The following is a 25,713-nucleotide window of genomic DNA, read 5'->3' as shown; positions in this document are numbered from 1 at the left end:
CACGAGTGATCAACCGGTACGGCCACGCCCGCGTGGCCGGCCGACGAGGCGCCCGGCCTGGCCGGTCAGCCGTTTCTGGCTGCCGGCCAGGGCCCGGCCGGCAGCCACCACGGCCCATTGCGGCGCCGGCACGCCCCGGCCCCGGACAGGCTGGCCGCCGGGGCACGGAACGGACGCCCGCGGGCCCTCCAAGAAGCCGGTCAAACCCGCCTGAGCCGCGGATTTCCAGGCCATGAGGCATCACGGCGCGCAGCGGGCGCAATGCATCCGTCAGACGGCCGCCTGGCGTCGCCACATCCGCCGTTCTCGGCCAGCCCCAGGCCCGGCCTCGCCGCCTTCGATGCCCTACGTGACGGCGCGTTGTCGGAACGACGTGCTAGGGCGGGGAACGAAGCCACCGCGTCGAACGTCCCAACACGGCCGTTTTGGCTCTTGCACGACCGGCAAACGTCACGCACTCTTGTAGACGTTCGGTCGGGCTGCGTTGATCTGACGTTCACCCGGGTTGTGTCTGCCGGTGTGCCATGGAGCGGTCAGCCGCCCCCACCGGCGGCGCTCCCCGCACACCGCTGTGGCGGCCCACCGGATCGGCATGGGCGTAAGCAGGCGGACCTCCGCCGGCAGGACGACAGGGAGCAGGCAGCCGTGATCGCCAACCGGATACGCACGGCCGCAGGGCCGCGGCTGGCTCCGGCGCGCGGACGGGTAGCCGCGGCGTTGGGCCAGGCCCGGTCCGCCGCACCGATCGTCGGTCCGCTGGCCGCGCCCCCCTCGTAGCGGCACCCCGGACCTCCTCGCCCGGACCTCCTCGCCCGCACCACCGCGGCGGCCCCACCGTCGCCACCCGCTCGCAGCGTCGCGAGGGCTCCCGTCCACCTCTGCCAGCTACGCGACCTGACGGCTCTCCTGAAGTTCCCCATCTGTCCCCGGTACCGGGAGGTGATCGCCGTGGCCACTGCCACGACAAACCTGCTCAACACCCCGCTCGAGGACCCGCGCGCCGAGCGCGTCCGACGGGCCTCGCTGTCCGCGTACGTGGATGGTAAGATCACCTACGCCCAGGCGAACTCGCGGGTCCGCAAGGCCATCGAGCGGTTCCACGCCTGATCAGGCGGCACGGGCCGGGCGCTAGAGCAGCAGCAGGCCACGGCCGGCGACGCCGACAGACAGGCGCTGGCCCCAGGACAGCCGGATCGCGTCGCTCTCGATCCCATCACCGAAGACGAGCATCCGCTCGGACTCGACGGTGAGCTCGAGGCGCGCGCCCGTGCTGAGGAAGCCGTCCGTGTAGGCAGTGCCGGTCATCGGCGACGGCCACGCCTCGCGGACGAACCAGAAGAGCTGTCCGGACGCGGGTCCCGGCGGCGGTGGCGGGTCGCGCCGCTCCCGCCGCAGCGACCCGCACCAGCCGGTGGCGCCGGTGCCGGTGCCGACCAGCACCCCGGACGACGCCTGCCGCTCGGCCGTCGGCGCCCGGCCACGGCCCGGCGGGCCGGTCGTGCCTGCCGGGTCGCCGGCCGGGACCGTCAGCACGTAGCGGGCGGTCTGGTGGCTGACGTCGCCGACGAAGACCTCGTTGAGCGCGACGAGCCGCTGCCCGTCATCGGCCACCGCCTCGACCATCGTCAACCGCTGCGGCCCGCCCGCCCCCGGGCCGGCGCCGGGCGGTAGCAGCTGAGCCGCGGCGGCGAGCAGGGCGCCCACCTGCCCGGATTCATGGCGTACCAGGACCCCCGGGTTGCGTCCCGGTTCCGGGTTGATCCCGACGACAGGCTGATGCTCGACGTACTTCGCCACGTTGGCGACCAGGCCGTCCTGGCCGACGCAGACGACGACGTCCTCCGGGCCGAACAGGAACCGGTCCAGGTCGGCCCGTTCGACCGCGCCCCGCCGCCAGGCCGGCGGGGTGGCCGCCGTGACCGCCCGCCGGGCCGCGAGCTGCGCCTCGTGCCGGCTCACGACGTCGGCGAGGTCGCGGCCCCGCCCGGCGAGGAAGAACGCGGCCTGGCCGGCGGTGCCGTGCCGGTCGAGCAGCTCGTCGTACTCGGAGCGACGATGGACGACGACCACCCGCGGCGGCAGCGTGCTCACGCAACGCCGCCGCCTGGACCGGCCGCGCCGGCGAGCTTGCCGATCGCCTGGGTCAGCAGGTCCGGGGTGATGGTCAGCGCGCCGATCTCCGGCAGGTTCGCGGCGAGCTCCCGCACCGCCAGCACGATCAGCGTCGCCTGGTCCAGGCCACGCAGCGCCTCGACCTTCGCTGCCTCGGCAGCGCCCTCGGCGGCACCCACGACGCGCAGCGCATCGGCCCGCGCGGCGGCGTCGGTGCGCACCCGTTCCGCGTCGAGCGTCGCCGCCAGCCGCTTGCGCTCCCCTTCAGCCTCGGCGCCGATCCGCGCTACGGCGGCCTCCTCCGTCGTTCGCCGCTGGTCGTTCGCGCCCCGCTGGATGACGAGCTGCTCCTCGCGCTTGGCCAGCTCGATCTGGTTCTGCAGCTCGTTCTCGGCGATCCGGCGTTCCTGTTCGACAGCGAGGGCCCGGCGGCTGTAGGTCGCGCGGTCGGCGTCGGTCTGGACCTGCTCCCGGGTCGGGGTCCGCAGCGCCTTCTCCAGCTCCGGTTCGGGCCGGATCGCGACCACGCGCACGCCGACGACGGCCAGCCCGGTCTGGGCCAGCCGCGGGTCGCCGACGAGCCCGGCGCCGACCCGCTCCCGGACCGCCCCGACGCCGTCGACCAGTGCCCAGGTCAGCGGCTCGCGGGCGATCAGCTCGGCGGCGTACTGCTGGGCGGTCTCGGTGATCAGGCCGGCGACCTGCTCCAGCACGCCGGTCCGCCAGCTGCCGCGGTCCGGGTCGATGTCGAAGGGCAGGCGGGTGGCGGCGAGAGCCGGGTCGGCGACCCGGTAGGTGATCGTCGCCTGGACGGCGACGTCCTGGAAGTCGGCGGTGCGGGCGTGGAACAGCAGCGGCAGCTCCCGGTCGTCGACCGGGACCTCCGACAGGACGGCGGTTCGCGGCCGGTACCAGAACGACTGCCCGACGCCCTGCCGGCGCACCGCGCCGCCGCGCACGAAGCGCACATAGGTGGTCGGCGTGCCGCGCAGGTGGTTGAGCAACGGTCGCCGGCTGATGTCGGCCATGCGGTCACCTCTTTTCGTCATCACGACGATAGCCGGATATGTCCGTTATCGTCAAGGTGACGAGATGAGGCGGTAGGGTCGGGTCCATGACAGTGGAGCCACCGGCGCCGGTGGTGTTGGCGGTCGACCTCGTCGTGCTGACACTCCGGGACGACGCGCTGTGCGCCCTGCTGGTCCGGCGCGCCTACCCGCCGTTCGCCGGCGAACTGGCGCTGCCCGGGGGGTTCGTCGGCTTGCATGAGGCACTGCGTGACGCCGCGACCCGCGAGCTCGCCGAGGAGACGGGGGTCCGCCGACAGCCCGGCCACCTGGAGCAGCTCGCGACCTATGGCGACCCGGGCCGCGACCCGCGTGGCCGGGTGGTGTCGGTGGCGTTCCTGGCGCTCGCGCCCGACCTGCCCGACCCGGTAGCCGGTACCGACGCGGCCGCCAGCCGCTGGGCCCCGGTCGGCCCCCTGCTCGCCGAGGCACCGCTCACTGGCGCACAGCCCAGCGCACTGGCGTTCGACCATCTGGAGATCCTTCGAGACGGGGTCGAGCGGGCCCGGTCGAAGATCGAGTACAGCCCCGTGGCCACGGCGTTCTGCCCGCCGGAGTTCACCGTCGCCCAGCTGCGCCGGGTCTACGAGCTCGTCTGGGACACCCGGCTGGACCCGCGCAACTTCCACCGGAAGGTGACCTCGTCGGCCGGGTTCCTGGTGCCTACCGGTCAGACCAGCCGCGTGGACGGCGGCCGGCCCGCCGAGCTGTTCCGGCCAGGCCTGGCGCCGCTGCTGCATCCGGCGATGCTGCGCCCGACGCCCGCGCGACACCGGACACCTCAGCGGCAGAGGTGGCAGCGGGTGGACGGCCGGGCGCCCGGGCGATCGGGGGGTGAACCCGGGCGGCCGGCCTGAAACATTGATAACAGTAAGCACACGTCCGGTCACGCTTTGGTGGCCGGCGTGCCATCTGCGCGACGAGTGACCCCCGGACGCGGCATACCGGCCGATTGTCCGACGACGGCGACCCGGTCCCGCGCGAGACCCGCGATCCCGGCGGCGATGAGCACCAGGGCGGCGACGAAGGCGACGAGGCGCGGACCGGCCGGGGCCGGCTCGTCGAACAGGGTCAGACCCAGCACCACCGGCAGGAAGGCGGAGATGCCGCTGGTCACCGGGAAGGCTATGACCGCCGCCTGCCCCTGCAGGCCCCGCTGCTCCAGGCCGATCGCCAGCACGGAGAACACGACCAGCAGGTAGAACGCCGGGCCGCGCAGCAGATCGAACAGGTAGGAGCCGATGGGGTCTCCGCTGGACCGGCGCTCGTCGAGGGCCAGCCCGAACTGGCGGGTCGCGAGCGTCGCGATCGCATAGGCGACCCCGGCCGCGACGCCGAACCCGAACGCGGCGGTCGTCACCCGTCCCACCGCGGCCGAGCGGTTCGCGGCGAACGCGGCAACCAGCGCGAACACCAGCCCGGCGGACAGGAACAGCAGCAGAACCTTCGTGCTGGCCATGGAACCGACGCTGCCGTGCCGCGCGAAGGCGTAGGCGAGCAGGCCGACGCCCGTGACCATCAGGCAGATCGCCGCCGCCCCGGCCCGGCTGAGGTGCTCACGCAGCGCACGGCGGGCCAGCAGCGTGAACACGATCATGTCGAGCGCCATCACCGGGCCGACCAGCGCCACCGGCGCGACCGACAGCGCGTACACCTCCAGCAGGAAGGCGGCCGTCTCGACGGCGAGGCCGACCAGCCACAGCGGCCGGCGGACGAGCTGGGCCAGCAGACCGAGCCCGAGACCACGGCCGGCCGCCTCGCGGCGCGCCGCCCTCGCCTGTACCAACGGCGCGACCCCGTACAGGGCCGCCGAACCGATCGTCGCCGGCAGCCCGTACCCGATTGCCGCGCTCAACGGCCTCCCGCCGATCCCGTTCGCGAAGCGCCGATCACCGACCTGGGGTCAGGCCGACCAGGGCCATGGCTGTGCCAAAGGCGTCTTCCCAGTCGCGGGGCCCGCGAGTGATCCGTTGGGTCGGCGGCCGGACCCGGTCCAGCGCGGCCAGCACCGAGCGAACGAGGGCACGCGGGTCGCGGCCGGCGATCTCGGCGCCGCCCTTCTCCAGCTCCCCCTGGAGGTTGTCCCGGCCGTGGCCCGGCACGACATCCAGCAGGAGCAGGTCGCGGCCGACGACCCGCGCTTCGCTGCAGGTGTCACCGGACGAGGTCACGACCAGGTCGGCGGCAGCCATGAGCTGGGGAATCCGGTCGGTGAAGCCAAACGGGATCACCCGGTGCTCCCGCTCGGCCAGCGCCGCGAGCCGGCGGGCCAGCTTGGCGTTGTGCCCGGCGACGGCGAACACCCACACGCCGGCCGCGGCCATCGCCTCGGCCGCCGAGACCAGCGGGCCGAGGCCCCAGGAGCCGGACATCAGCAGCACGCAGCGGGCCTCCAGCGGGAGGCCGAAGGCAAGACGGGCATCCTGCTGCGTCGGCGCCTCGTAGAACGGAGCCCGCACCGGCGTCGGGACGACGGCGATCTCGGCGCGTGGGTGGAACCGACGCACGTAGCGCATCGCCGTCGGCGACGTGACCAGGTAAAGGTCGGTGTTGGGGTGCACCCACAGCCGATGCGGGCAGACGTCCGTACAGAACACGACCGTGACCAGGCCGGGGAAGTCGGCCTTGACCCGGCTGGCGGCGGCCGCGCCGGTGGCGAAGACGGAGATGACCACGCTGACCGGCTCGCGCGTCAGCTCGTCGCGCATCCGCGGCACCAGGAAGCGGCTGGAGAGGGCGTCGATCGCGGTCGCGACCCGGCCGCCGGTCCGCAGCTGGTTGAAGTGGAACGCGTCGTAGAGGCCCGGGACCTCCAGCATCCCGCGGAAGACCACCTCGCCGAGCCGACCGCCCGGCCCGCCGAGCATCCGCAGGCTGTCCAGCGTGCGCACCCGCATCTGGCGGGCCTCCAGCGAGGCGGCGCAGGCCTGCGCCATCACGTGGTGCCCCATGCCGAGCGACCCGGTCAGCAGCAGTGCGCCGCCACTCGGGCGGGGGCGCGCGAACGGGACGTCGAACCCGCGCACACCGGCCTGCCGGGCCTGCCGCGCGGCCCCTGGCGAGGTTCCCGAGGCGGGCCCCGAGTCGGGCAAGGTAGGCACGTCCTCGGGCCGGAACGGGACGGTCGGGACCTGGGCCGGGTCTCCGATCCGGCCGCTTCCGGCGGGCCAGGCGGACTCCGCGGCCATCACCGCTCCACCGGGCTCGCGGCCAGACCCGCCCGGCGCGCCGACGGCGTCGCCGGAGCGCCGTCCCGCCGGCCGGGCTTGCGCGCCGTCGAGTCCTCGGCCGGGACGGCCGGCGTGCGCGGCCGGCCGGCCGGCGACCCGGCGACTGTCGCCTGGCCGTCCACCCGGTTGGCGCGGTACCACTCGACGTACTGGCGTACTCCGTCGTGGAACGTCGTCGTCGGCCGCCAGTCGAGGAGCCGGGCGGCCCGCTCGGTAGACACCTCGCGTCCGCGGTAGTCACCAGGTCTGGCCGGTACGTGCTCGATCTCCACGCCGGGGAAGTGCGCGCGAACAGCCTCAGCCATGTCGAGGACGCTGATCCGTTCGGCGCCTTCCAGCGCGATCGTCTCGTTCTCCGCCGCGGGAGCGGTCAACGCGCGGACATGCGCGTCGGCGAGGTCCCGGACGTAGACGTACCGGCGGAACTGCCGGCCGTCCCCGGCGACGGTGAGCGGCTCGCCGGCGACCGCGCGGGCCACGAAGCGGGCCAGCACCAGCTCGTCGCGCATCCCGGGACCGTAAGGGATCCCATAGCGCAGGATCGCGAACGGCAGGCCGTAGGTCTCCCGGTAGCTGTGCAGCAGCAGCTCCGCCGCCAGCTTGGTCGAGGTGTAGACGTGGCCGGCCCGGCCGAGCTCGATGACGGAGTCCTCTGTCAGCCCCTCGCCGCCCGCCGCGCCGAGCTCGGGCCTCCCGTCGGCGTCGGGCACGGCGCCGTAGACCCAGACGGTGCTGGCGAACAGCACCCGGCGCACGCCGGTCCGGCGGGCCGCCTCGCAGACGTTGCCGGTGCCCTCGACGTTGAGCCGCACGGTGCCGACCGGGTCGGCGAAGGCCAGGTCGACGTTCGACATGCCGGCGATGTGGAAGACCGCGTCACAGCCGTCGAACGCGCCGGCCACGGCGTCGAGGTCGAGGACGTCGATCACCTGGTGGTCCGCCCGGGTCTCGGCGCCGTTGACGGCCAGATCCAGCGCGCGGACCTCGTGGCCCGCGTCCAGCAGCCGGTCGACCACGTGCGCGCCGATGAAGCCGGAACCGCCAGTAACAGCAACTCGCATGTCAGTGCTCCAAACGGGGGAACCTCCGCCGGGACGGCCGGACGAGAACGACCGTGACGGCGACGGCTCGCGGATCTGCGCGGGAGACGGAAGATGTCCCGCTCGCGGCGACCGAAGGCGTGCGTCACGCGTCGAGCCGCCAGCTGGCGAGTCTGCCTGGCGTTTCCTCAGCCGGTCAGCAACTGGGCTCTCAGTGCCCCGGAGAGGCCGGCGAGAACGTGGTCGGCCTCGGCGTCGGTCATATCCGAATGGACGGGCAGACAGATATGCCGAGCACAGACGTCCTCGGCGGCAGGAAGCGCCCCCGCGGTGAGGCCCTCGAAGACCGGCTGCTGGTGCAGCGGGGCCTCGTAGACCTCGCCGGCAAGGCCCACTCCATGCTTTTCCTTCAGCTCCTTGCGCAGCGACGTCCGATCGACGCCGACACTTGGCAGCACTATGTACTTGTAATAGTTGTGCGTGTCCGCGGGCGGTGTCCGCAGGCGCTCCAGGGCGGGGTTCGCGTCGATCACCGCGTCGTAGCGGGCCGCGATCCGGGCCCGTATGGCGAGGAACTCCGGCAGCCGGCGCAGGTGCACGAGACCGGTGACGGCATGGATCTCGCTCATCCTCCACGCGTAGCCCGGCCGAATGTGGACGTTGCCGAGGAATGCCGCCTTCCCCTGGTCCCGGTAAAGAAGCGCCTCATTCCGGATCCGCTCGTCGGCAGTGACGATCATGCCGCCCTCACCGCTCGTGATGACCTTCGTCGGGTAGAACGAGAACGCCGCCGCGACGCCGAACTGGCCGGCGTACCGACCGGCGCGCCGGGAGCCGTGCGCGTGCGCGGCGTCCTCGACGAGGGCCAGGCCACGTTCGTCACACAGAGCCTGGAGCGCGTCGATCCCGGCCGGGATGAGCCCGCCGACGTGGACGACGACGACCGCCTTCGTCCGGTCGGTCAGCACCGCCGCCACCGTCTGGGCCGAGAGCGCGAAGGTATCGGGGTCGACGTCCGCGAAGACCGGTCGCCCGCCGGCGCGCTGCACCGCGAACGCGGTCGCCGCGAAGGTGTTCGTCGGCAGCACGACGTCGGCTCCGGCCACGTCCACGGCCCGCAGGATGATTTCCAGTGCGGCCGTGCCGCTGTTCACCGCGATCGCGAACGGAGCGGCCTGCGCCCGCGCGAAGGCGTCCTCGAACTCGCGGGTGTACGTGCCGAGGGTGAGCTGGCCGGTGGCCAGGACTTCGGCCGTCGCCGCCGCGATCTCGGCACGGTCCGCCTCGGAGAAGACGATTCTCGCCGCTGGCACCTGCACCAGTTCCCCCTGTCTCCCCGATCGCGCTTCGCCCCGATTCCGGGGGCCTGCGGGCCGGCCAGGTTCCGAACCTCCCGAACCGCCGACCGCCCGGATCGCCGACGGTGCGGCGCCACCCGGGAGATCCCCGATCCGTCGCCCATTCGGCGGCGGCGCCGTCAGCAGACGTTAACCGCTCTCGGCCACTGCGGCCCGTCGTATCCGTAGAACGAGATCCAGGAGTCCCCACGTCGGCAGACTCGTGGTCTTGTTCCGGCATTTTCCCGGCACCTCAGCCGAAAAGGGCCGATGGAGAACAAATGGACCGTGATCCCGGAATGGGCCACCGAAGCCGCGGCGCAGCGAGCGATGAATCTCGCGCTGGCTTCCGGATCGGCCGGCGACCGACGGCCGATCTCGACCTGCCGGCCACGGCACGAATGCGGCCGGGAAAGCGCGAGAGCGCGGTCCGTGGGCCGTGCGCCGGCAGGGAGCGATATCACGCGAAGCGAGAGAACACGCGGAGACGAACAAACAGCACAAAAAGTGGATGCCCCGACAGTCCGTTGACTCCTGACGTACGGGGGGAACGCAGGAGAACCGGTCTATCGGGGCGTGGGTTCACCTTACGTCCCCCGAACGTCTAGGTGGGATGGGACCAAAGTCTCTACTTTCAGCGCTAGCTGGGCCTACCACTTCTACGCTCCGAATTTGTTTGACAGCATTCCGCAACGGTGGTTCCAGGCCCACCAGCCCTGACCTGGATATATCGCACAACGGAGGCAGGCCCGGACGGATCACCGATGGCACCTTTGGGTCACCATCCGGTAACCATGGTCGCTCACTAGCCTCACGGAAACGATTGTCTGCTTCACTGTGAGGTGTGCCGCTGCGAGAGGTGCGCGACGCGCACCGACATCTCGGAGTACTTCCCGCCTACGGTTTCTACGGCGGGCCGCCGGTGACGCCGGATGTCTCGGCCCGTGGCACCCTCGCCGAGCTGCGCGCCGATCTCGACCGCGAAGGCACCGCCAGGGCGCTGGTCATCCCGAACTACGGCGTCCCGGACGTCGCGGTCACCTTCGGCTTCAACGAGCTGTGCGTCGAGGCGGCCCAGGCCGACGACCGGATCCGGGCCGGCGTGTGGGTGTCACCCCGGCCGTCCGACGCGGCACACACCGCCAAGGCGCTCCAGCTGACGGACGAGCCCGGCGTCGTGGCGCTGAAGCTCAGCTTCCTGCTCGGCGGCCGGGCCGACGCCGCCGAGTGCCTGCCCCAGCTGGACGCGATCTTCGCCACGGCGGCGGCGCGCGACCTTGTGGTGCATGTCCATACCTCCCCTGGAGCCGCCTCCGACATCGACGTCGTCGGGAACCTCGTGGACCGGTACGCCGACGAGGTGCGTATTCACCTCGTGCACCTGGGTGGCGGCGTGAGCGGGCACATCAAGCTGATCGGCGGCCGGTTCTTCGACTGGGTCGCCGCCGGCAAGCGGGTCTACACCGACACCAGCTGGGCGGTCGGCTTCGCGGCCCGCTGGCTGGCCGCCGAGATCGAGCGGCGCGGCCTCGGCCACGACCGGCTGCTCTTCGCCAGCGACGAGCCCTGGGGCGACCACCCCGGCGAGCTCGCCCGGCTGGCGGCCGCGGTCGGCGACGGGGAGCTGGCCCGGCACGTCTTCACCGACAACTTCGACACCCTTTACGGCTGCCACTCGCCCTGACAACCCCGTCACCGAGCCACCGACCGGCGATCGCCGAACGAGCGCCGGGCGGCCCGGCCATCAGGCCCACAGCGGGATCACAGACCGGTGAGCGATCTCCACTTCACAGTTGGACCGTGCCAGAAGGATCAGACCTACCCAGGCCGACGAGTAGAAGGGAAGTCGCCCCCCGATGGAGCTGACCGAGCTGGAGCAGCAGAGCATCGCCGAGGTACCGCACCCGTCACTGCCGCCCGGCAGCAACCTGTACGGCTCAACCAAGATCTTTCCCGACTACCAGGCCGAGAACGGCGAAAGCTACCTCACCCTGATCCACGGCATCGCGCACGAGTCGTCGGTGAGCTTCGTGGCGATCCTGCAGGCGACCCGCGCCCTGCGGAAGGGCTTCGAGTCGGTCATCTACTTCTACGGGCCGGGCGCGATGAACGCGATGGCCACCCGGGGCTTCCCACACACCGGCGACTCCGCGTTCGCCGGCGAGCACAACATCAACAACCAGCTGGAGACCTTCATCAAGGAAGGCGGGAAGGTCTACGTCTGCCGGTTCGGCCTGTCCCTGCACGGGCTACGCGAGGAGGACCTGATCGAGGGCGCCATCCCGGCGCACCCGCTGGACATCCAGGACTGTGTGATCCACTACGCCCGCAAGGGCGCCGTCATCAACTCGACCTACATGTTCTGATGACGCTGCCGCCCACCCCCTCCGCGGCGAGCGTCAACGCCAGTGACGGAACCGGCCGCCCCGCGGCGGCCGGCCACAACCGGCTCCCCGGCTCCCCGGCCGACAAGGCCACCGCGGCCCTCACCGTGGCGGCGGACCTCGACAGCGACGTGCGGGCTCCCCGACCGCCAAGCCTGGAGACCCGGGTCGGCCTCGCCGTGCACGGCGTGCGGCTCACCGCGCCGGTGAGCCGGCGGGCCGGAGCCGGTCCGAGCGACGACGGGCACGTCGTGCTCGGCGGCCGCGGCGTCGCGCTGCCGATCGTGGCGACCAGCCGGTACGAGGTCAGCGGCGACCGGCTGCTCTTCGAGGGCACCGACCTCGGCGTCCCGGTCGAGCCGGTCCGCCGGCCCCGGTTCTACGACCTGACGACGGCCGACGGCATCCGTTATGACCAGCTCGCCCGGCTGCACAGCGCCGACGTGCTGGCGACCACCGTGCTGCAGACCTGCGTCCGCTACCAGGAAGCGGACCGCTGCCGGTTCTGCGCGATCGAGGAGTCGCTGCGGGCCGGAGCCACTACCGCGCTGAAAACCCCGGCCCAGCTGGCCGAGGTCGCCGAGGCGGCCGTTCGCCTCGACGGGGTGCGGCAGATGGTGATGACGACGGGCAGCACCGCCGCGCCCGATCGGGGCGCCCGGCTGCTCGCGGAGGCGGTCCGGGCCGTGCTCGAGGTGGTTCCTGGCCTGCCGATCCAGGTCCAGTGCGAGCCACCCGGGGACCTCGCGGCGATCTCCGAGCTACGCCGGGCCGGCGCCAGCGCGATCGGGATCCACGTCGAATCGCTCGACGACGCCGTACGCGCCCGCTGGATGCCCGGCAAAGCGACCGTCCCGTTGGCCGCCTACGAGGCCGCGTGGACGGAGGCGGTCCGCGTCTTCGGCCGCAACCGGGTCTCCACCTACCTGCTGGCCGGCCTCGGCGAGGACCCGGACGAGCTCGTCGCCGGCGCCGAGCGGCTGATCGGCCTTGGTGTCTACCCGTTCGTCGTCCCGTTCCGCCCGATCGCCGGCACCCTCGCCGCCCGTGACGGCGCCGCGGCACCGAACCCGGCGGTCGTGGCGGACGTGACCCGCCGGGTCGCGGCCGCCCTGCGGTCCGCAGGGATGCGCGGGAGAGACCAGACCGCGGGCTGCGCCGCCTGCGGTGCCTGCTCGGCGCTGCCCGAGGCGGGGGGCTGAACCCCGATGGTGGCAGCGCTGCTCGCCGGTGACCCGGTCCCGGCCGGCCCGGTCGGCCGGCCGGGCCCGGTCGACACCCTCGCCGTCTGGGGCGATCCCGGCCCGCTGCGCCTGCGCCCGAGCTACCGGATCGAGCGGGCGCAGGACGCGGCCGCCATCGCCGCCTACCACCGGCTGCGCCGGGCGGTGTTCGTCGACGAGCAGGGCCTGTTCGCCGACGGGCCGACCGGCGACCTGGACGCCACCGACGAGGACTCGCGCACGATCGTGCTCGCCGCCTGGGCCGTCGGCGGGCCACAGGACGGCCAGATCATCGGCGGGGTGCGCCTCGGCCCGACGGCGGCCTGGCCGGGACCGGACATCGGCTGGTGGCAGGGCGGCCGGCTCGCGGTGACGGCCGCCGCCCGGGAGCGCTACGCCGGCGTCGGCGGCGCGCTGGTCCGGGTCGCGTGCGCGCATGCCGAGGCGGCCGGCGCGCTCCGGTTCGACGCGACGGTCCACCGGGCGCGGGAGCGGTTCTTCGGCCGGCTCGGCTGGATGACGGTCGGGCCGACGACGGTCAACGGCGCGCCGCACGTGCTGATGCGCTGGCCGATCCACCGGGTCGCCATGCTCGCCGCGATCACAAAGGCGCCACTGGGGGCGCTGCTCGGCGGGCTACGCCCGGGCGGCACCGGCTTCGTCGGTGACGACGGCGCGCCGGTGCCGGGAACCGACCTGGTAGCCGCGTGCGACGCGATCCTGCCGGCGATGGTCGACCGGGACCCGTTCTGGGCCGGCTGGTGCGGGGTGCTGGTCAACCTGAACGACCTGGCCGCGATGGGCGCCCAGCCGCTCGGGCTGCTCGACGCGGTCGCCGGGCCGACGGAGGCCCGGGTCAGCCGGGTGCTGGCCGGGCTGCGGGCCGCCTCCGACGCCTTCGCGGTGCCGATCCTCGGCGGGCACAGCCAGCTCGGGGTGGCGTCGTCGCTCGCCGTCACCGCCATCGGGCGGGCCGAGGAGCCGATCCGCGCCGGCGCCGGCCTGCCCGGACACGTCGTCACCGTCACCGCCGATCTCGCCGGGGGCTGGCGCCCCGGCTACACCGGCCGGCAGTGGGACTCGACCTCGGCCCGTCGGACCGCCGAGCTGCGCGGGATGCTCTCGCTCACTGTCCGCCACCGACCTGTGGCGGCCAAGGACGTCAGCATGGCCGGGATCGTCGGCACCCTCGGCATGCTCGCCGAGTCCAGCGGCTGCTCGGCCGAGATCGACGTGGCGCGGGTGCCGCGGCCGGCGGGCGTCCCGGCCGGCGACTGGCTGACCTGTTTCCCCGGCTTCGCCCTGGTCACCGCGGACGTCCCCGAGCGGCCGATGCCCGCGTTGTCGCAGGCCGTCTCGGCCTGCTGCGGGCGGCTGGTACCCGGGACCGGCGTCTCGCTGGTGTGGCCCGACGGCCTGCGGACCCCGGTTCTCGGCGGTCACGTCACCGGGATGGGGCCCGCATGATCCGACGCCGAAGCCCGGACGGGACCTGGGTTCGGGAACGAAGGAGCCGGCCCGCGGCAGTTCGTGGCCGGCGCACGACAGTGGTGGGGGGCAGGAGACCTGCGGATGAGCACTATGACTATCGGGGCGGTGTCCGACACGTTCGGGCGGGACCTGGCCGCGTGCTTCGAGCGGGTGGCCCGGTACATCGAGTCGGCGCGGGCGCAAGGTGTCCAGCTGCTCGCGCTGCCGGAGGCGTCGCTCGGCGGCTACCTCCCGGAGCTCGACTCGACCGACGACCCCGGCATCGTCGAGCCGCCCCCACTGCTCGCGGCCGACGGGCCGGAGATCGCCCACCTGGTCGACCTGGCCGGCGACATGGTCGTCTGCATCGGCTACTCGGAACGGGACGGGGCCCGCCGCTACAACAGCGCCGTCTGCGTCGGCGCCGGAGAGGTGCTCGGCCGTTACCGCAAGGTCCACCTGCCCCTGTCCGAGGGCGCCTCCTACGACGCGGGTACCGGCTTCCACGCGTTCGACACACCGATCGGGCGGATCGGCATGCTGATCTGCTACGACAAGGTCTTCCCCGAGTCGGCCCGAAGCCTGGCACTCGACGGCGCGAAGATCATCGCTTGCCTGTCGGCCTGGCCGATGTCGCGCACGAACCCGGCCGAGACCCCGGCCGCCGACCGCTGGCGCTTCCGGTTCGACACCTTCGACGAGGCCCGCGCACTGGAGAACCAGGTGGTCTGGGTGTCGGCGAACCAGGTTGGCCGGTTCGGGACACTGACGTTCGTCGGCAACTCGAAGATCCTGCACGCCGACGGCACCGGGCTCGCCGCGACCGGTGACAAGGAGGGGCTGGCCGTGGCCCGGCTGGACGTCGACCATGCGCTCTTCGTCGCCCGGCGCGGCCTGAACCACCTGCGCGGCCGGCGCCCGGACGCCTACGACACCCAGTGTCTGCTGGCCGGCGAGCCGCTCCTGCACCAGCCGCTCCGGCTCATCCCGCCGGCGCGCACCGGCTGACCACCGCCAGCAGGGAGACGATGCCCGCCATGACCCTCGCGGCCACCGAACGCGTCGTGATCGTCGGCGCCGGCGCCGGCGGTCTGCTGGCCGCGGTGTTCCTCGCCCGCGCCGGCCGCCAGGTCCTGGTCGTCGACCGGGACGCCGCCAGGCCGCCCGGGGTGGGCGAGCCGCGGCCGGGGGTGCCGCAGGCGCGGCACTCGCACGCCTACCTGGCCCGGTTCCGCGCGCTGCTCAGGCAGCGGGCACCGGACCTGCTGGCCGCCCTGCTCGCCGCGGGCGCACGGGAGATCTCGCTCCCGCGGACCGCTCCCGCCGAGATCCGGTCGTCGCTGACCGGTCCCGGCGCCGGCACGACCGTTCCGGGGCTGCCGACGGAGTCGGGTGAGCTGGTGGTGCTCGGCGCCCGGCGCGCCCTGCTCGACGACGTCCTGCGCACGGCGGCACAGGCCGAGCCGGGGGTCACCATCCAGGACCGGTCCCGGGTCACCGGCCTGGTGACGGCCCCATCCGCCGCCGACGGCGTGCCGTGGGTGCGCGGCGTGCGCCTCGCCGACGGCACCAGCGTCGCGGCCGACCTGGTGGTCGACGCGGGCGGGCGGCGCTCGCCGCTGCGGGACCTGCTCGCGGCGGCCGGCGCGGCGCTGCCGGCCGCGCTCGAGGCGCCCTGCGGCATCACGTACTACTCGCGGTTCTACGCCCGCGGCGGCGACCGGTCGCTCGCCACCGGCCTCAACCGCGGCCACACCGCCGGCGGGTCCTTCGACCTTTACTCCTGCCTGGTCTTTCCGGCCGACAAGGACGTGTTCTCGGTGACCTTCGGCGTCCTGCCCGAGGACGCGGAGCTGCGGGTGCTCCGGCACGGCGTCGCGTTCGACGCGGCGGTCCGGGCGATCGGCCCGATCGCACCCTGGCTGGACGGCAAGACGGCCGTCAACCCCACGGAGCCAGCCGCCGAGGCGCGGACGCCGGCCGGCGGCAGTTGGGCGACGCCCGGCGGCGGCCCGGTCGGACCGCTCGGCCCGGTCGCCGCGATGGCCGGGCTGCACAACCGGTTCCACCCCTGGGTCGCCGACGGCCAACCCGCGGTGCTGGGCCTGCTGCCCATCGGCGACGCCGCGCTGATCACCAATCCGGCCCACACCAGGGGCACGACGCTCGCGGCGCTCACGGCCGCGTGGCTGACGGACGTCGTCGCCAGCACGCGCGACCCGGTCGAACGCGCGCTGCGCCTCGACGCGATCGTGCGAGCCGAGGCGCTGCCCTGGTACCACGACTCCCGCGCCCAGGACTCCGCGCGCCTCGCCCGCTGGCGCTCGTCCCCGGCCGTCGCCCCGGCTCCGCGCAGCCCGGATGGAGCCGGATCAGGCCGCGCGGGCTCCGAGCCGGTGACGAACGGGGAGGCGTTTCTCGCCGCGGCGCGCGACCCGGTCGTCTGGCAGGCCTTCACCCGGCTGCAGAACCTGCTGGCGCTTCCGTCGGAGGTGCTCGCCGACCCCGGGATCGTCGCCCGGGTCCGCGCCGTCCAGGCCTCCGGCTGGCGCCCCGCGCCGGCAGCCGGGCCCAGCCACGCCGACCTCGTCGCGACGGCAGAGGCCGCGCTCGCCCGCGCGGGCGAGCGCCAGGCCCCGGACAGCTCGCGGTGAGCCGGGCCGCGACCGCCGACGAGGCGCTGCGGATCGCGTTGCTGACGTACTCGACGAAGGCACGCGGCGGCGTCGTCGCCACGCTCTGCCTGGCCGAGGCGCTCGCCCGCGCGGGCCATGAGGTTGACCTGTGGACCCTCGCCCGCGGCGGCGACGGCGGCTTCTTCCGGCCGGTAGCCCCGGGGGTGACGGTCCACGGGGTGCCGTTCCCGGACCGGGCGGGCGAGTCCGTCGGGGCTCGGGTGCTGCGCTCGGTCGAGGTCCTCGGCGCTGCCTTCCACGACCATCCCGCCACCGGGCCGGGTGGGTATGACGTCGTCCACGCGCAGGACTGCATCAGCGCGAACGCGGTACCGGAGTGCGTGCGCACCGTCCACCACCTCGACACGTTCAGCACGCCGGAACTGGTGGCCTGCCACGAACTGGCCCTGCGCCGGCCGTACGCCCACGTCTGCGTGTCGGCGGCGGTCGCCGCCGAGCTCTCGGCCGGCTGGGGCATCGAGGCACGCGTGATCCCCAACGGGGTGGAGGCGGCGCGGTTCGCCGCGGCGGCGGACCCGGCGTCGGCCGAGGCGAGAGCCCGGTGGCGCGGGCAGCTTGGCCGGTTCGTGCTGGCGGTCGGTGGGATCGAGCCACGCAAGGGCACCCTCGACCTCGTCGAGGCGATGGCCCTTCTTCCTGGACTTGTGCCGCCCGGCGCGCCGGTACCGGCGCTGGTGGTCGCGGGCGGCGAGACGTTGTTCGACTACCGGGACTACCGCACCCGGGTGCTCGCTCGGGCTGCCGAGGTGGGCCTCGAGCCGGTGCTCCTCGGGCCGGTGGACCACGCCCGGCTCCCGTCGCTGGTCGCGGCGGCCGCCGTCTTCGCCTTCCCGTCCGTCAAGGAGGGCTTCGGCCTGGCCGCGCTGGAGGCGCTGGCGGCTGGCGTGCCGGTGGTGGCGAGCGATCTGCCGGTGCTGCGGGAGGTCTTCGCCGGTGCGGTCCGCTTCGCCGACGGTCCGGCCGAGCTGGCCGCAGGGCTCGCGGCGTCCCTCGCGGCGCCGGACCCGACCCGTCGCGCGGCCGGCGCCGCCCTCGCCGCGCGGCACAGCTGGGACGCGGCCGCCGGCGCACATGCCGATCTCTACCGTGACCTCCTCGCGAGCCGGCGGGCAGCGGCCTCTCCCACGGGACGGTCAGGCAACCGTCCACGAGGGTGTTGACCATGGCTTGGCGGCGTTACGCTCACCAGGCAGGATGGGTCGGTCCGACCCGGACCGCCCAGATCGACGACCCACCAGACCGACTCCCTCGGTCCGGCCGGAAGCCCGTCGCCGATCAGGCCGGAGCCCCGGGGGACCGCGGAACCGGCGGAACCGGGCCACAGCCCCGGCCGCCGGCCCGCGAGGCCACCGACCACCCGCGCACGGACAGCAGTCACGCGGGCAGCCGACAAGCCGAATAGGCGGACAGCGGGAGATGGACGAGGAAGCACCGCCCTGGTTCGACCACGCGTTGGACGACCGGCCCGAGCACTTCGAGGTCGAGGTCGAGGGCGCGCGGATCGCCTACCGGTGTTGGGGCGGCCCACCCGAGCTGCCGGCCATCGTGCTCGTGCACGGCGGCGCGGCGCACGCCGGCTGGTGGGACCACATCGCGCCGCTGATACCGGCCGAGTACCGCGTGGTCGCACTGGACCTGTCCGGTCACGGCGACAGCGACCGCCGCGACGACTACACACTGTCCACCTGGGCCGCCGAGGTGGTCGGCGTGATCGACGACGCGGGCATCAGCTCGCCCCCGGTCGTCATCGGGCACAGCATGGGTGGCTGGATCGCGATCACCACGGCCGCGGAGCACCCTGACCGGGTCGCCGGCATCGTGCTGATCGACTCGCCCGTCTCGGACTTCACGCCGGAGGAGGTGGCCGCGCGGGACCGCACCGCGTTTGGGCCACTTCGGGTGTACGCGACCGCCACCGACGCGCTCGCCCGGTTCCGCACCGTCCCCCAGCAGACGCATTCGCTGTCGTACGTGATCGAGCACATCGCGCGCGGCTCGATCGGCTCGGTCGAGGGCGGCTGGACCTGGAAGTTCGACCCGAACGTCTTCGGCAACCGGACCCCGGCCCCCGAGGCACTGCACAAGGTGCACTGCCGGGTCGCCCTGTTCCGAGCCGAGAACGGCCTGGTCACCTCGGACATCGGCGACCAGATGTACAACCTGCTCGGCCGGGTCGCCCCGGTGATCGAGATCCCGCTCGCCAGCCACCACGTCATGCTCGACCAGCCGCTCCTGCTGGTCACCGGCATCCGCACGATCCTCGCCGACTGGGAGCACTCCTCCCCCCAAGAGCGAACCGACTGAGGCGATCGGCCGGCGACGGCGCTTCGCGCCTCCGCTTACCTGCCAGATCGGCTTCGCCGATCCGGCAGGGACCCTGGCTCCGCCTCGGGCGCTGAGCGCCCTCTCGACGTCTCCTCCACGGCGGCGTGGAAGCCCGCAGCCGATCCAGGTCTGGACCGGCTTCGTTGCCGGGTCGCGCTGATTTTTCTCCTAGTCGGTGAGCGCTTGCCGCGCCCAGTCACGCAGGGTGGGGACGAGGAGTGGCCAGCGGGTGAAGGCGCTGCCGGCGGCCGCGGCCGCGGCCTGGCGTTCCAGGTACTCGCGGTCGCCCCACGGGGGCTCGGCCAGGCGGGCGTTCGGTAGCAGCTCGGCGACGGCCTCGGAGGTCGCCCTCGGATGGAAGGGATCGCTCGCGCCGCCGCGGAACACCAGCGCCGGCACGGTGCGCCATCAGATCGCGGTCTTGTCACTGTGATGGAACCTGGCCTCCAGAGCGCGCAGGATCGCATCGACAGTGAACGACGCGACGAGGCGGCCAGCCTCGGTGTATACCCGGCATTCCGCGTGTGCCATGCCGTCGCCGACGAACGTCGAGTGGTGGTGGTAGAGCATCCACTGGTCGGCGCGGACATCGGCGTGCAGCGAGATCGCGATCGTGCTGATCCCCATCGACAGGGTGCGGTGTGCCTGGTCCTGCCCGAAGCCGGCGTGCGGACGCATCGCGGCGGCGAGGGACATGTGCCCGGTGAACTGGGCGAGCAGGCCGGCGTGCAGGGCCGGGTCGGCCGGCACCTCGCGGAACTTCACCCACGCGTCAAGGGTCGGCGGTCCGACCGGCGCGTTCGAGTCGTTGTCGCACGCGGCGTCCACCACGCGCAGATCGCGGCCGGTGACCGCCATGTCGTAAGGAACCGCATCGTACGGTCCGGCACATGGCGGCGCCGGCTCCTCGTGCCGGAAGACCTCAGCGGCCGTGACGTCGAGCAGCAGGCTGACGCTGGCCCGGCGCCTTCCCTCCTGGCTGACGTGCACGAGCACCGCGCTGAAGGTCCGGCCGGAGCTGAGGTCCTCAAGGTCGAACTCGAGGGGGATGCTGGTGTCGGCGACCCGGTACATCACCAGCTGTGCCGACACGACGCGGCGGCCGCCGGTGTGCCGCATCGCGGCGACGATCGCCTGGCCGAGGATCTGGCTCGCCTCGACGACCGAGCGGGCGGCGAACGGCCGGACCGTGCTCACCTGGCGGCGCTCGCCGACGACCCGCAGATCCAGCATGTCGATGAGGTCGGTGGCGTCGCCCCAAATGGGGAACCGCTTCACCGACGCCTCGCGGGAGTCCTCCCCCTCGACGAGGTCGACGATCTCCACCCGCACCCGGTCGTGGTCGAAGGCGACCAGATCCGTGAGCCAGTCCAGGCCGGGGGCCGGCTCGGTGAAGCTCCACACCGCGTCCTGGCCGTCGACCAGACCGTCACCCGCGTGCGCCGGGTCCTGCCACTCGGGCAGCGGCGCCGGCGACTTCCCGTCGAGCGACCACAGCTGGGCCGTGCCCTTGACCGGGCAGACCGCCTGGCCGCCCGCCGCGCCCAGCAGCTCGAACCGGACGTCTTCCTTGGGGAAGTACAGCTCAGGCAGCCGCGCGGGCTCGCTCACCCGGACCGCGGCGGTCGACGCGGCGACCAGCCGTCCGCCCCACCAGGCCCGAGCCAGATATCGGCACATAGAGTGCTCGATCGCTTGCGCCGAGTCCGGTTCCGCGCCGTTCGTCACTGGCCGCACGTCCCGGAAGGCTAGTACCCGCCGCTTCCACACCAGCCACCGCGCCCACCGTCCAGCGGCAGCCGACCACGAGGCCAGCCCTTACCAGCGCCGACCACCAATCTCCACGTCCAGCCGAACAAGCCTTGGGAGGGCGCTCAGCGCCCGACAGGCAGGGCCGGGGTCCCTGCCGGATCGACGAAGCCGATCTGGGAGGTCAGCGAAGGGCGCTCAGCGCCCGGTTCCGGCCGACAGTCTCAAGCGGAGGCGCGGATGACGAGTTCGGTGGGGAGGATGATCTCGCTGGGGTCACCATCGGGATCCGCGATGCGGGCGAGCAGCAGGCGGACCATCTCCTGGCCCATCAGCTCGACCTGTTGACGGACGGTGGTCAGCGGCGGGTCGGCGTAGGCGGCCAGCGCCGCGTCGTCGAAACCGACGACGGCCACGTCGTCCGGCACCCGCCGCCCGGCCGCCCGCAACGCACGCAGCGCACCCAGCGCCATCAGGTCCGACGCCGCGAACACGGCGTCCAGGTCCGGGTGCTCGGCCAGCAGCCGGGCAGTCGCGGCCTGCCCGCTGGCCTCGGTGAAGTCGCCGACGACGACCCATCCCGCCGTGTCGCCGCCGGCGTCGCGCACCGCCTCGGTGTAGCCACGCAACCGGTCGACGCCCACGCTCATGTCCGGCGGCCCGGCGACGCTCGCGATGCGGCGCCGGCCGGTGGCGAGCAGGTGGGCGACGGCGTCGCGGGCGCCACCGACGTTGTCCGCGTCGACATAGTCGACGGTCTGGCCGGTCAGCAGCCGTCCGGCCATCACCAGCGGCATCCCGGCGGCGGCGATGGCGTTGGGCATGATGTCGTCGCCGTGCAGCGAGATCAGCAGCACGCCGTCCACGTGCCCGTTGCCGACGTAGCGCAGGGCCCGGTCGCGCTGGGTCTCCCCCTGGGCCTGCAGCAGGACGAGCTGGAGGTCGGTCGGGCTCAGCGCCCGGTTGACGCCGCGCAGCACGCTGGCGAAGAACGGGTCGGAGAACACGGTGTCCGGCCGCTCGTGGACGATCAGCACGAGGGTGTCGGTCCGGCGGGTGACCAGGCTGCGGGCGGCCCGGTTCGGCACGTAGCCGAGCTCGGCGATCGCCACGGTGACCGCCGCCCGGGCCTCCGGGGACACCCGGGACGACCCGTTGACCACCCGCGAGACGGTCGCCCGCGAGACCCCGGCAAGCTCCGCGACCTCCTCCAGCGTCGGCGCCCGGCGTGGAGCCGGGCCGGGGCCGCCCGACTCACCGGAGGTCCCGCTCGGATCGGCCAGGCCGATCGCCCCGCTCATCGCTCCCCCATCCATCGCGGCCACCCCGACCTCGGCCGAGCCCCCGTCCGTTCGCCAGCTCCTTCGCTCACGGCATCTCGGGTTCGCTCCGTCGCCGCACTCGCTACAGCCTCGTCCGCGCTCCTCGGGCGAGACCTCCGCTCGCCTGCTCCTGCGCTCACGCTGTCCCATTTACGGCGCGGTGATCACGGATCAGGCGGGAGTACCACAGCGCGCTCGACTTCGGAGTGCGGACCAGGGTGTCGAAGTCGACGTGAACCACGCCGAACCGCATTTTGTATCCCTCAGACCACTCGAAGTTGTCCAGCAGCGACCACACGAAGTATCCCCGGACGTCCACCCCGTCTCCGACCACATCCCGCACGACGTCCAGGTGCTGGGCCACATAGCGCAGCCGCCCAGGGTCAGGCACCTCACCGTCGGCCGCCGGTTCGTCGAGGAAGGCGGCGCCGTTCTCGTGTATGTACCAGGAGGTGCCCGGATAGTCGGCGTCAAGCCGGCGCAGCAGCGCGGCGTAGCTTCGCGGGCGGATCGGCCAGCCCAGCGCGGTCACGTCGTCGGTCGACCTCACCCGGGTCAGGTCGTCGCCGGCGACGAACGGCATCGGTGCCGGGTCGGGATCCGGGCCGGGCACGACGATGTGCGGGGCGTAGTAGTTGACCCCGATCCAGTCGACCGGCGCGGCGATCCGCAGCAGGTCGCCGGGCTCGACCGGCAGCTCGGCGCCCACCTTGGCGAAGTCCGCCACGACGTCCTCGGGGTAGCAGCCGCGCAGCAGCGGGTCGAGCCAGAGCCGGATCGTCTGGCCGTCGACGAGCCGAACCGCGTCCTGCGCGGCCGGCGAGTCCTCGGGGGACTCGGCCGGGATGAGGTTCAGGGTGATGCCGACGTCGCCGGCCCCGCGAGCGCGCAGCGCCTCGACGCCCAGGGCGTGGCCGAGCAGCAGGTGATGCACCGAGCGGACGGCGGCATGCGCGCTCTGGACGCCGGGTGCGTGCCGGCCGGTCAGATGGCCCTCGAACGCGGAGCACCACGGCTCGTTGAGCGTCGACCAGTGCTTCACCCGGTCGCCCAACGCGGTGGCCACCTGGTCGGCGTAGTAGGCGAACCGGTAGCAAGTCTCCCGGCTGGCCCAGCCGCCCAGGTCCTGCAGCGGCTGCGGCAGGTCCCAGTGGTAGAGGGTGAGCCAGGGATCGAGGCCGGCGGCGAGCAGCTCGTCAACCAGTCGGTCGTAGAAGGCGAGCCCGGCCCGGTTGACAGCCCCGGACCCGGTCGGCATGACCCGCGGCCAGGCCACCGAGAACCGGTACGCCGCGAGGCCGAGGCCGGCCATCATCGCGATGTCCTCGCGGTAGCGGTGGTAGTGGTCGACGGCGACGGCACCGCTCTCGCCGTTGCGGGTCTTGCCCGGGGTGCGGGCGAAGGTGTCCCAGATGCTGAGGCCACGACCATCCTCCGTGACGGCGCCCTCGATCTGATAGGCCGAGGTGGCCGCGCCCCAGACGAAGTTCCCGGGCAGGCCGGTCACGATCCGGGCGGCGATCTCGTCGGTCTCGGGCGTACCGGTCGCCCCGGTGGCCGAGGCAGTACTGAGCCTTCGCCATTTATGCGTCTCCTGGTCCAGGTCGGTGTTGCTCGTCACCGGCAATGGAAAAGGTTCACTGATAGTCATCCCTTGACCGCGCCTTCCATGATTCCACTGATGATCTGACGGCCGAAAACGATGAAGACGACGATCACGGGAAGCGTCCCGATCGCCGTGCCGGCGAGGACGAGCGTGTTGTCGCGGTAGTAGCCGGCGGAAAGAGTGCTGAGCGCGACCTGGACCGTGGGGTTCTGCGGGCTCAGCGCGATCAACGGCCACATGAAGTCGTTCCAGGCCTGCATGAAGGTGAGCAGGCCGAGCACGGCCAGCGCCGGGCGCAGGCCGGGCAGGACGACGTGCCAGTACAGGCCGAGCGTCGAGCAGCCGTCCATCCGGCCGGCCTCGAGCAGCTCGTCCGGGACCGCCTGCTCGGTGTACTGGCGCATGAAGACCACGCCGAACGCGGTCACCGCCGTCGGCACGATCACCGAGATCAGGTGGTTCGTCCAGCCGAACTTGTGCATCTCGATGTAAAGCGGGATGACGCCGAGCTGGACCGGCACCATCATCGTCCCGATCACGATGAGCAGCAGGGCGTTGCGGCCCCGGAACCGAAGCTTCGCGAACGCGAAGCCGGCCAGCGAGCAGAACAGCAGCGTGCACAGCGTGATGGCCGTGGCGACGAGCAGTGAGTTGGCCAGCGCCTTGCCGAACTCGACCGTGTCGAAGACCCGCAGCAGGTTCCCGAAGAAGTGCCCACCCGGGGTCAGCGGCGGCGGGACCTTCGCGACGTCCGCGTTCGTCCGCGACGGGATCAGGAACGTCCAGTAGACCGGGAACACCGAGATCAGCAGGATGGTGATCAGGAACGGGTACCGCAGCAGGCCGGGGCGCCGCTCGTTCGGGTCGGTCCGGCGGCGCCGCGAGCCGCGGGCGGCGGGGTGCGGTGGGTCGGCCGCGGGCGCGGACGAGCCGGCGGGTTCCTGGGTCGCGACGCTCATCGGGTCCCTCCGGTGGTGCCGTCCGCTTCGGCCTCGCGCGGCGTTACCGCGACGGCCGCGGTGGCGGCGGACGCGAGGATGGCCGGCCCGCTGCCACTCGGGGCAGGTGCGGATGGTGCGTGAACGGTCGTCGCGGTCGTCGCGGTCGTCGCGGTCGTCGCGGTCGTCGCGGTCGTCGCGGTCGGCTGGCGGCGGGCGCGGCCGGCGCGCCGGGCACCGCCGACCCTCGCGCCGCCTCTGGTGATCAGGTAGGCGCCGGCGGCGAGCAGCACCGTCAGCAGGAACATCAGCCAGGCGACCGCCGAGGCGTAGCCGAAGTGGTAGAGGTGGAAGCCCTCCTCGTACATGAAGAGCGCCAGCGTCTGGAACTGCCGGCTGGTGCCTCCGGTGACACTGCCCGGCGTCGTCTCGAACAGCAGCGGCTCGGTGAACAGCTGGATCTGGCCGATGATCGAGACGAGCCCGGTGAACGCGATCGTCGGGCGCAGCGCCGGCAGCGTCACGTGCCACAGCTGGCGCCAGGTCCCGGCGCCGTCGATCGCGGCCGCCTCGAACTGCTCCCTGGGGATCGCCTGCATCGCCGCCAGGTAGATCAGCGCGTTGTAGCCGGTCCAGCGCCAGATGACCATCGAGGAGATGGCGATCTTCGAGCTCCAGGTGCCGGCCTCCCAGTTGATCCGCGGCAGGCCGACCGTGTGCAGGGCCCAGTTGAACAGGCCGTAGTGGAAGCTGAAGAGCTGTCCGAACACGAGTGTCACCGCGACGATCGAGGTGACATTCGGCAGCAGGACCCCCATCCGGAACAGCGTCCGGCCACGCATGCGGGAGTTCAGCGTGTGCGCCAGCACCAGCGCCAGGAGCAGCTGGGGAATCGTGCACATGAACATCAGCAGGAACGTGTTGCGGACCGCGTGCCAGAAGTACGGGTCCGCCATCAGTTCGGTGTAGTTGCGCAGCCCGATCATCTTTCCGCTGTGCGAGCTGAGCATGCTCCGGTCGTGTAGTGAGACCCAGAACGTGTAGAGCATCGGGAAGAGGCCGAACACCGCGAAGAGCAGGAAGAAGGGGGCGACGAATCCGTACGGGGCCGTCACGCTGGTCAATCGCCGGATTCCGGATCGGACCGCGCTCGGGCGGCGCCGGGGCGGCGCGGCGTCCGCGGTGGACGCCGAGGTTACGAGGGTGGTCACCGG

The 25,713-nt window shown here is 72.9% G+C and carries 22 protein-coding genes; 10 read left to right on the top strand and 12 right to left on the bottom strand.

All coding sequences use genetic code 11. The features are described from left to right. The first annotated feature begins 948 nt into the window (after positions 1-948). The gene (locus FRADC12_RS32290) at positions 949-1,107 is read left to right on the top strand and encodes a hypothetical protein (RefSeq protein ID WP_198152906.1); all 159 of its coding nucleotides are present in this window, start codon (positions 949-951) and stop codon (positions 1,105-1,107) included. 21 nt (positions 1,108-1,128) lie between these two features. On the opposite strand, the gene FRADC12_RS14625 is transcribed toward FRADC12_RS32290, so the two are convergent. Together FRADC12_RS14625 and FRADC12_RS14620 are read right to left on the bottom strand one after the other, a co-directional pair. After that, a complete protein-coding gene (locus FRADC12_RS14625; protein WP_045877071.1) occupies positions 1,129-2,091 on the bottom strand; it encodes a hypothetical protein in 963 nt (320 codons plus the stop codon). Then, positions 2,088-3,140, bottom strand: coding sequence for an SPFH domain-containing protein (locus FRADC12_RS14620; protein ID WP_045877070.1), 1,053 nt, complete (start codon positions 3,138-3,140; stop codon positions 2,088-2,090). Before FRADC12_RS14620 ends, FRADC12_RS14625 begins: the two co-directional genes overlap by 4 nt. An 86-nt stretch (positions 3,141-3,226) precedes the next feature. On the opposite strand from FRADC12_RS14620, the gene FRADC12_RS14615 reads away from it, so the two are divergent. Next, positions 3,227-4,036, top strand: coding sequence for an NUDIX hydrolase (locus FRADC12_RS14615; RefSeq protein WP_232303800.1), 810 nt, complete (start codon positions 3,227-3,229; stop codon positions 4,034-4,036). A gap of 29 nt (positions 4,037-4,065) precedes the next feature. Here the strand turns inward: FRADC12_RS14615 and FRADC12_RS14610 are convergent, their stop codons facing one another. From FRADC12_RS14610 to FRADC12_RS14595, 4 genes are all read right to left on the bottom strand, one after another. After that, on the bottom strand, positions 4,066-5,034 hold the full coding sequence (locus FRADC12_RS14610; protein ID WP_045877069.1) for a hypothetical protein: 969 nt from the start codon (positions 5,032-5,034) through the stop codon (positions 4,066-4,068). Positions 5,035-5,068: 34 nt separating this feature from the next. Then, positions 5,069-6,367 carry an MGDG synthase family glycosyltransferase gene (locus FRADC12_RS14605; RefSeq protein WP_052710919.1) on the bottom strand — a complete coding sequence of 433 codons (1,299 nt, stop codon included), beginning with the start codon at positions 6,365-6,367 and terminating at the stop codon, positions 5,069-5,071. Then, positions 6,367-7,470, bottom strand: coding sequence for an NAD-dependent epimerase/dehydratase family protein (locus FRADC12_RS14600; RefSeq protein WP_045877068.1), 1,104 nt, complete (start codon positions 7,468-7,470; stop codon positions 6,367-6,369). Before FRADC12_RS14600 ends, FRADC12_RS14605 begins: the two co-directional genes overlap by 1 nt. Positions 7,471-7,637: 167 nt before the next feature. Then, entirely contained in the window at positions 7,638-8,768 is a 1,131-nt protein-coding gene (locus FRADC12_RS14595; protein WP_045877067.1) for a DegT/DnrJ/EryC1/StrS family aminotransferase, read from the bottom strand. A gap of 862 nt (positions 8,769-9,630) precedes the next feature. Here FRADC12_RS14595 and FRADC12_RS14590 point away from each other — a divergent pair. The 8 genes from FRADC12_RS14590 (at position 9,631) to FRADC12_RS14555 (ending at position 18,863) form a co-directional block, all read left to right on the top strand. Continuing rightward, positions 9,631-10,470 carry an amidohydrolase family protein gene (locus tag FRADC12_RS14590; RefSeq protein WP_045877066.1) on the top strand — a complete coding sequence of 280 codons (840 nt, stop codon included), beginning with the start codon at positions 9,631-9,633 and terminating at the stop codon, positions 10,468-10,470. Positions 10,471-10,642: 172 nt separating this feature from the next. Continuing rightward, the gene (locus tag FRADC12_RS14585) at positions 10,643-11,152 is read left to right on the top strand and encodes an MSMEG_0572/Sll0783 family nitrogen starvation response protein (protein ID WP_045877065.1); all 510 of its coding nucleotides are present in this window, start codon (positions 10,643-10,645) and stop codon (positions 11,150-11,152) included. After that, positions 11,152-12,372: an MSMEG_0568 family radical SAM protein gene (locus FRADC12_RS14580; protein WP_232303799.1), complete on the top strand. Its 1,221-nt coding sequence runs from the start codon at positions 11,152-11,154 to the stop codon at positions 12,370-12,372. The genes FRADC12_RS14585 and FRADC12_RS14580 overlap by 1 nt, the downstream gene beginning before the upstream one ends. A 6-nt stretch (positions 12,373-12,378) precedes the next feature. Beyond that, positions 12,379-13,860 (top strand): MSMEG_0567/sll0787 family protein, encoded by a 1,482-nt coding sequence (locus FRADC12_RS14575; RefSeq protein ID WP_084010747.1) that lies wholly within the window; start codon positions 12,379-12,381, stop codon positions 13,858-13,860. Positions 13,861-13,965: 105 nt separating this feature from the next. Next, entirely contained in the window at positions 13,966-14,871 is a 906-nt protein-coding gene (locus FRADC12_RS14570; RefSeq protein ID WP_045877064.1) for a carbon-nitrogen hydrolase family protein, read from the top strand. Between the two features lie 20 nt (positions 14,872-14,891). Further along, positions 14,892-16,517: an FAD-dependent monooxygenase gene (locus tag FRADC12_RS14565; RefSeq protein ID WP_045877063.1), complete on the top strand. Its 1,626-nt coding sequence runs from the start codon at positions 14,892-14,894 to the stop codon at positions 16,515-16,517. After that, positions 16,514-17,719, top strand: a complete 1,206-nt coding sequence (locus tag FRADC12_RS14560; protein WP_232303797.1) for an MSMEG_0565 family glycosyltransferase — start codon at positions 16,514-16,516, stop codon at positions 17,717-17,719. The genes FRADC12_RS14565 and FRADC12_RS14560 overlap by 4 nt, the downstream gene beginning before the upstream one ends. 256 nt (positions 17,720-17,975) lie before the next feature. Continuing rightward, positions 17,976-18,863 (top strand): alpha/beta fold hydrolase, encoded by an 888-nt coding sequence (locus tag FRADC12_RS14555; RefSeq protein WP_045877062.1) that lies wholly within the window; start codon positions 17,976-17,978, stop codon positions 18,861-18,863. A gap of 189 nt (positions 18,864-19,052) precedes the next feature. Here the strand turns inward: FRADC12_RS14555 and FRADC12_RS14550 are convergent, their stop codons facing one another. From FRADC12_RS14550 to FRADC12_RS14525, 6 genes are all read right to left on the bottom strand, one after another. Continuing rightward, on the bottom strand, positions 19,053-19,283 hold the full coding sequence (locus FRADC12_RS14550; RefSeq protein ID WP_045877061.1) for a hypothetical protein: 231 nt from the start codon (positions 19,281-19,283) through the stop codon (positions 19,053-19,055). Positions 19,284-19,292: 9 nt separating this feature from the next. Continuing rightward, positions 19,293-20,564, bottom strand: coding sequence for a DUF427 domain-containing protein (locus FRADC12_RS14545; RefSeq protein WP_198152905.1), 1,272 nt, complete (start codon positions 20,562-20,564; stop codon positions 19,293-19,295). Positions 20,565-20,857: 293 nt separating this feature from the next. Further along, positions 20,858-21,934 (bottom strand): LacI family DNA-binding transcriptional regulator, encoded by a 1,077-nt coding sequence (locus FRADC12_RS14540; protein ID WP_084010745.1) that lies wholly within the window; start codon positions 21,932-21,934, stop codon positions 20,858-20,860. Positions 21,935-22,091: 157 nt separating this feature from the next. Then, positions 22,092-23,576, bottom strand: coding sequence for a GH1 family beta-glucosidase (locus FRADC12_RS14535; protein WP_502685252.1), 1,485 nt, complete (start codon positions 23,574-23,576; stop codon positions 22,092-22,094). A gap of 26 nt (positions 23,577-23,602) precedes the next feature. Beyond that, on the bottom strand, positions 23,603-24,520 hold the full coding sequence (locus FRADC12_RS14530; RefSeq protein ID WP_045877059.1) for a carbohydrate ABC transporter permease: 918 nt from the start codon (positions 24,518-24,520) through the stop codon (positions 23,603-23,605). Further along, entirely contained in the window at positions 24,517-25,710 is a 1,194-nt protein-coding gene (locus FRADC12_RS14525) for a carbohydrate ABC transporter permease (RefSeq protein ID WP_084010743.1), read from the bottom strand. Before FRADC12_RS14525 ends, FRADC12_RS14530 begins: the two co-directional genes overlap by 4 nt. Positions 25,711-25,713: the final 3 nt, after the last annotated feature.

It is taken from the genome of Pseudofrankia sp. DC12, assembly GCF_000966285.1.
In the GTDB taxonomy this organism is placed as follows: domain Bacteria; phylum Actinomycetota; class Actinomycetes; order Frankiales; family Frankiaceae; genus Pseudofrankia.
This window is presented reverse-complemented; position numbering and strand designations above follow the sequence as displayed.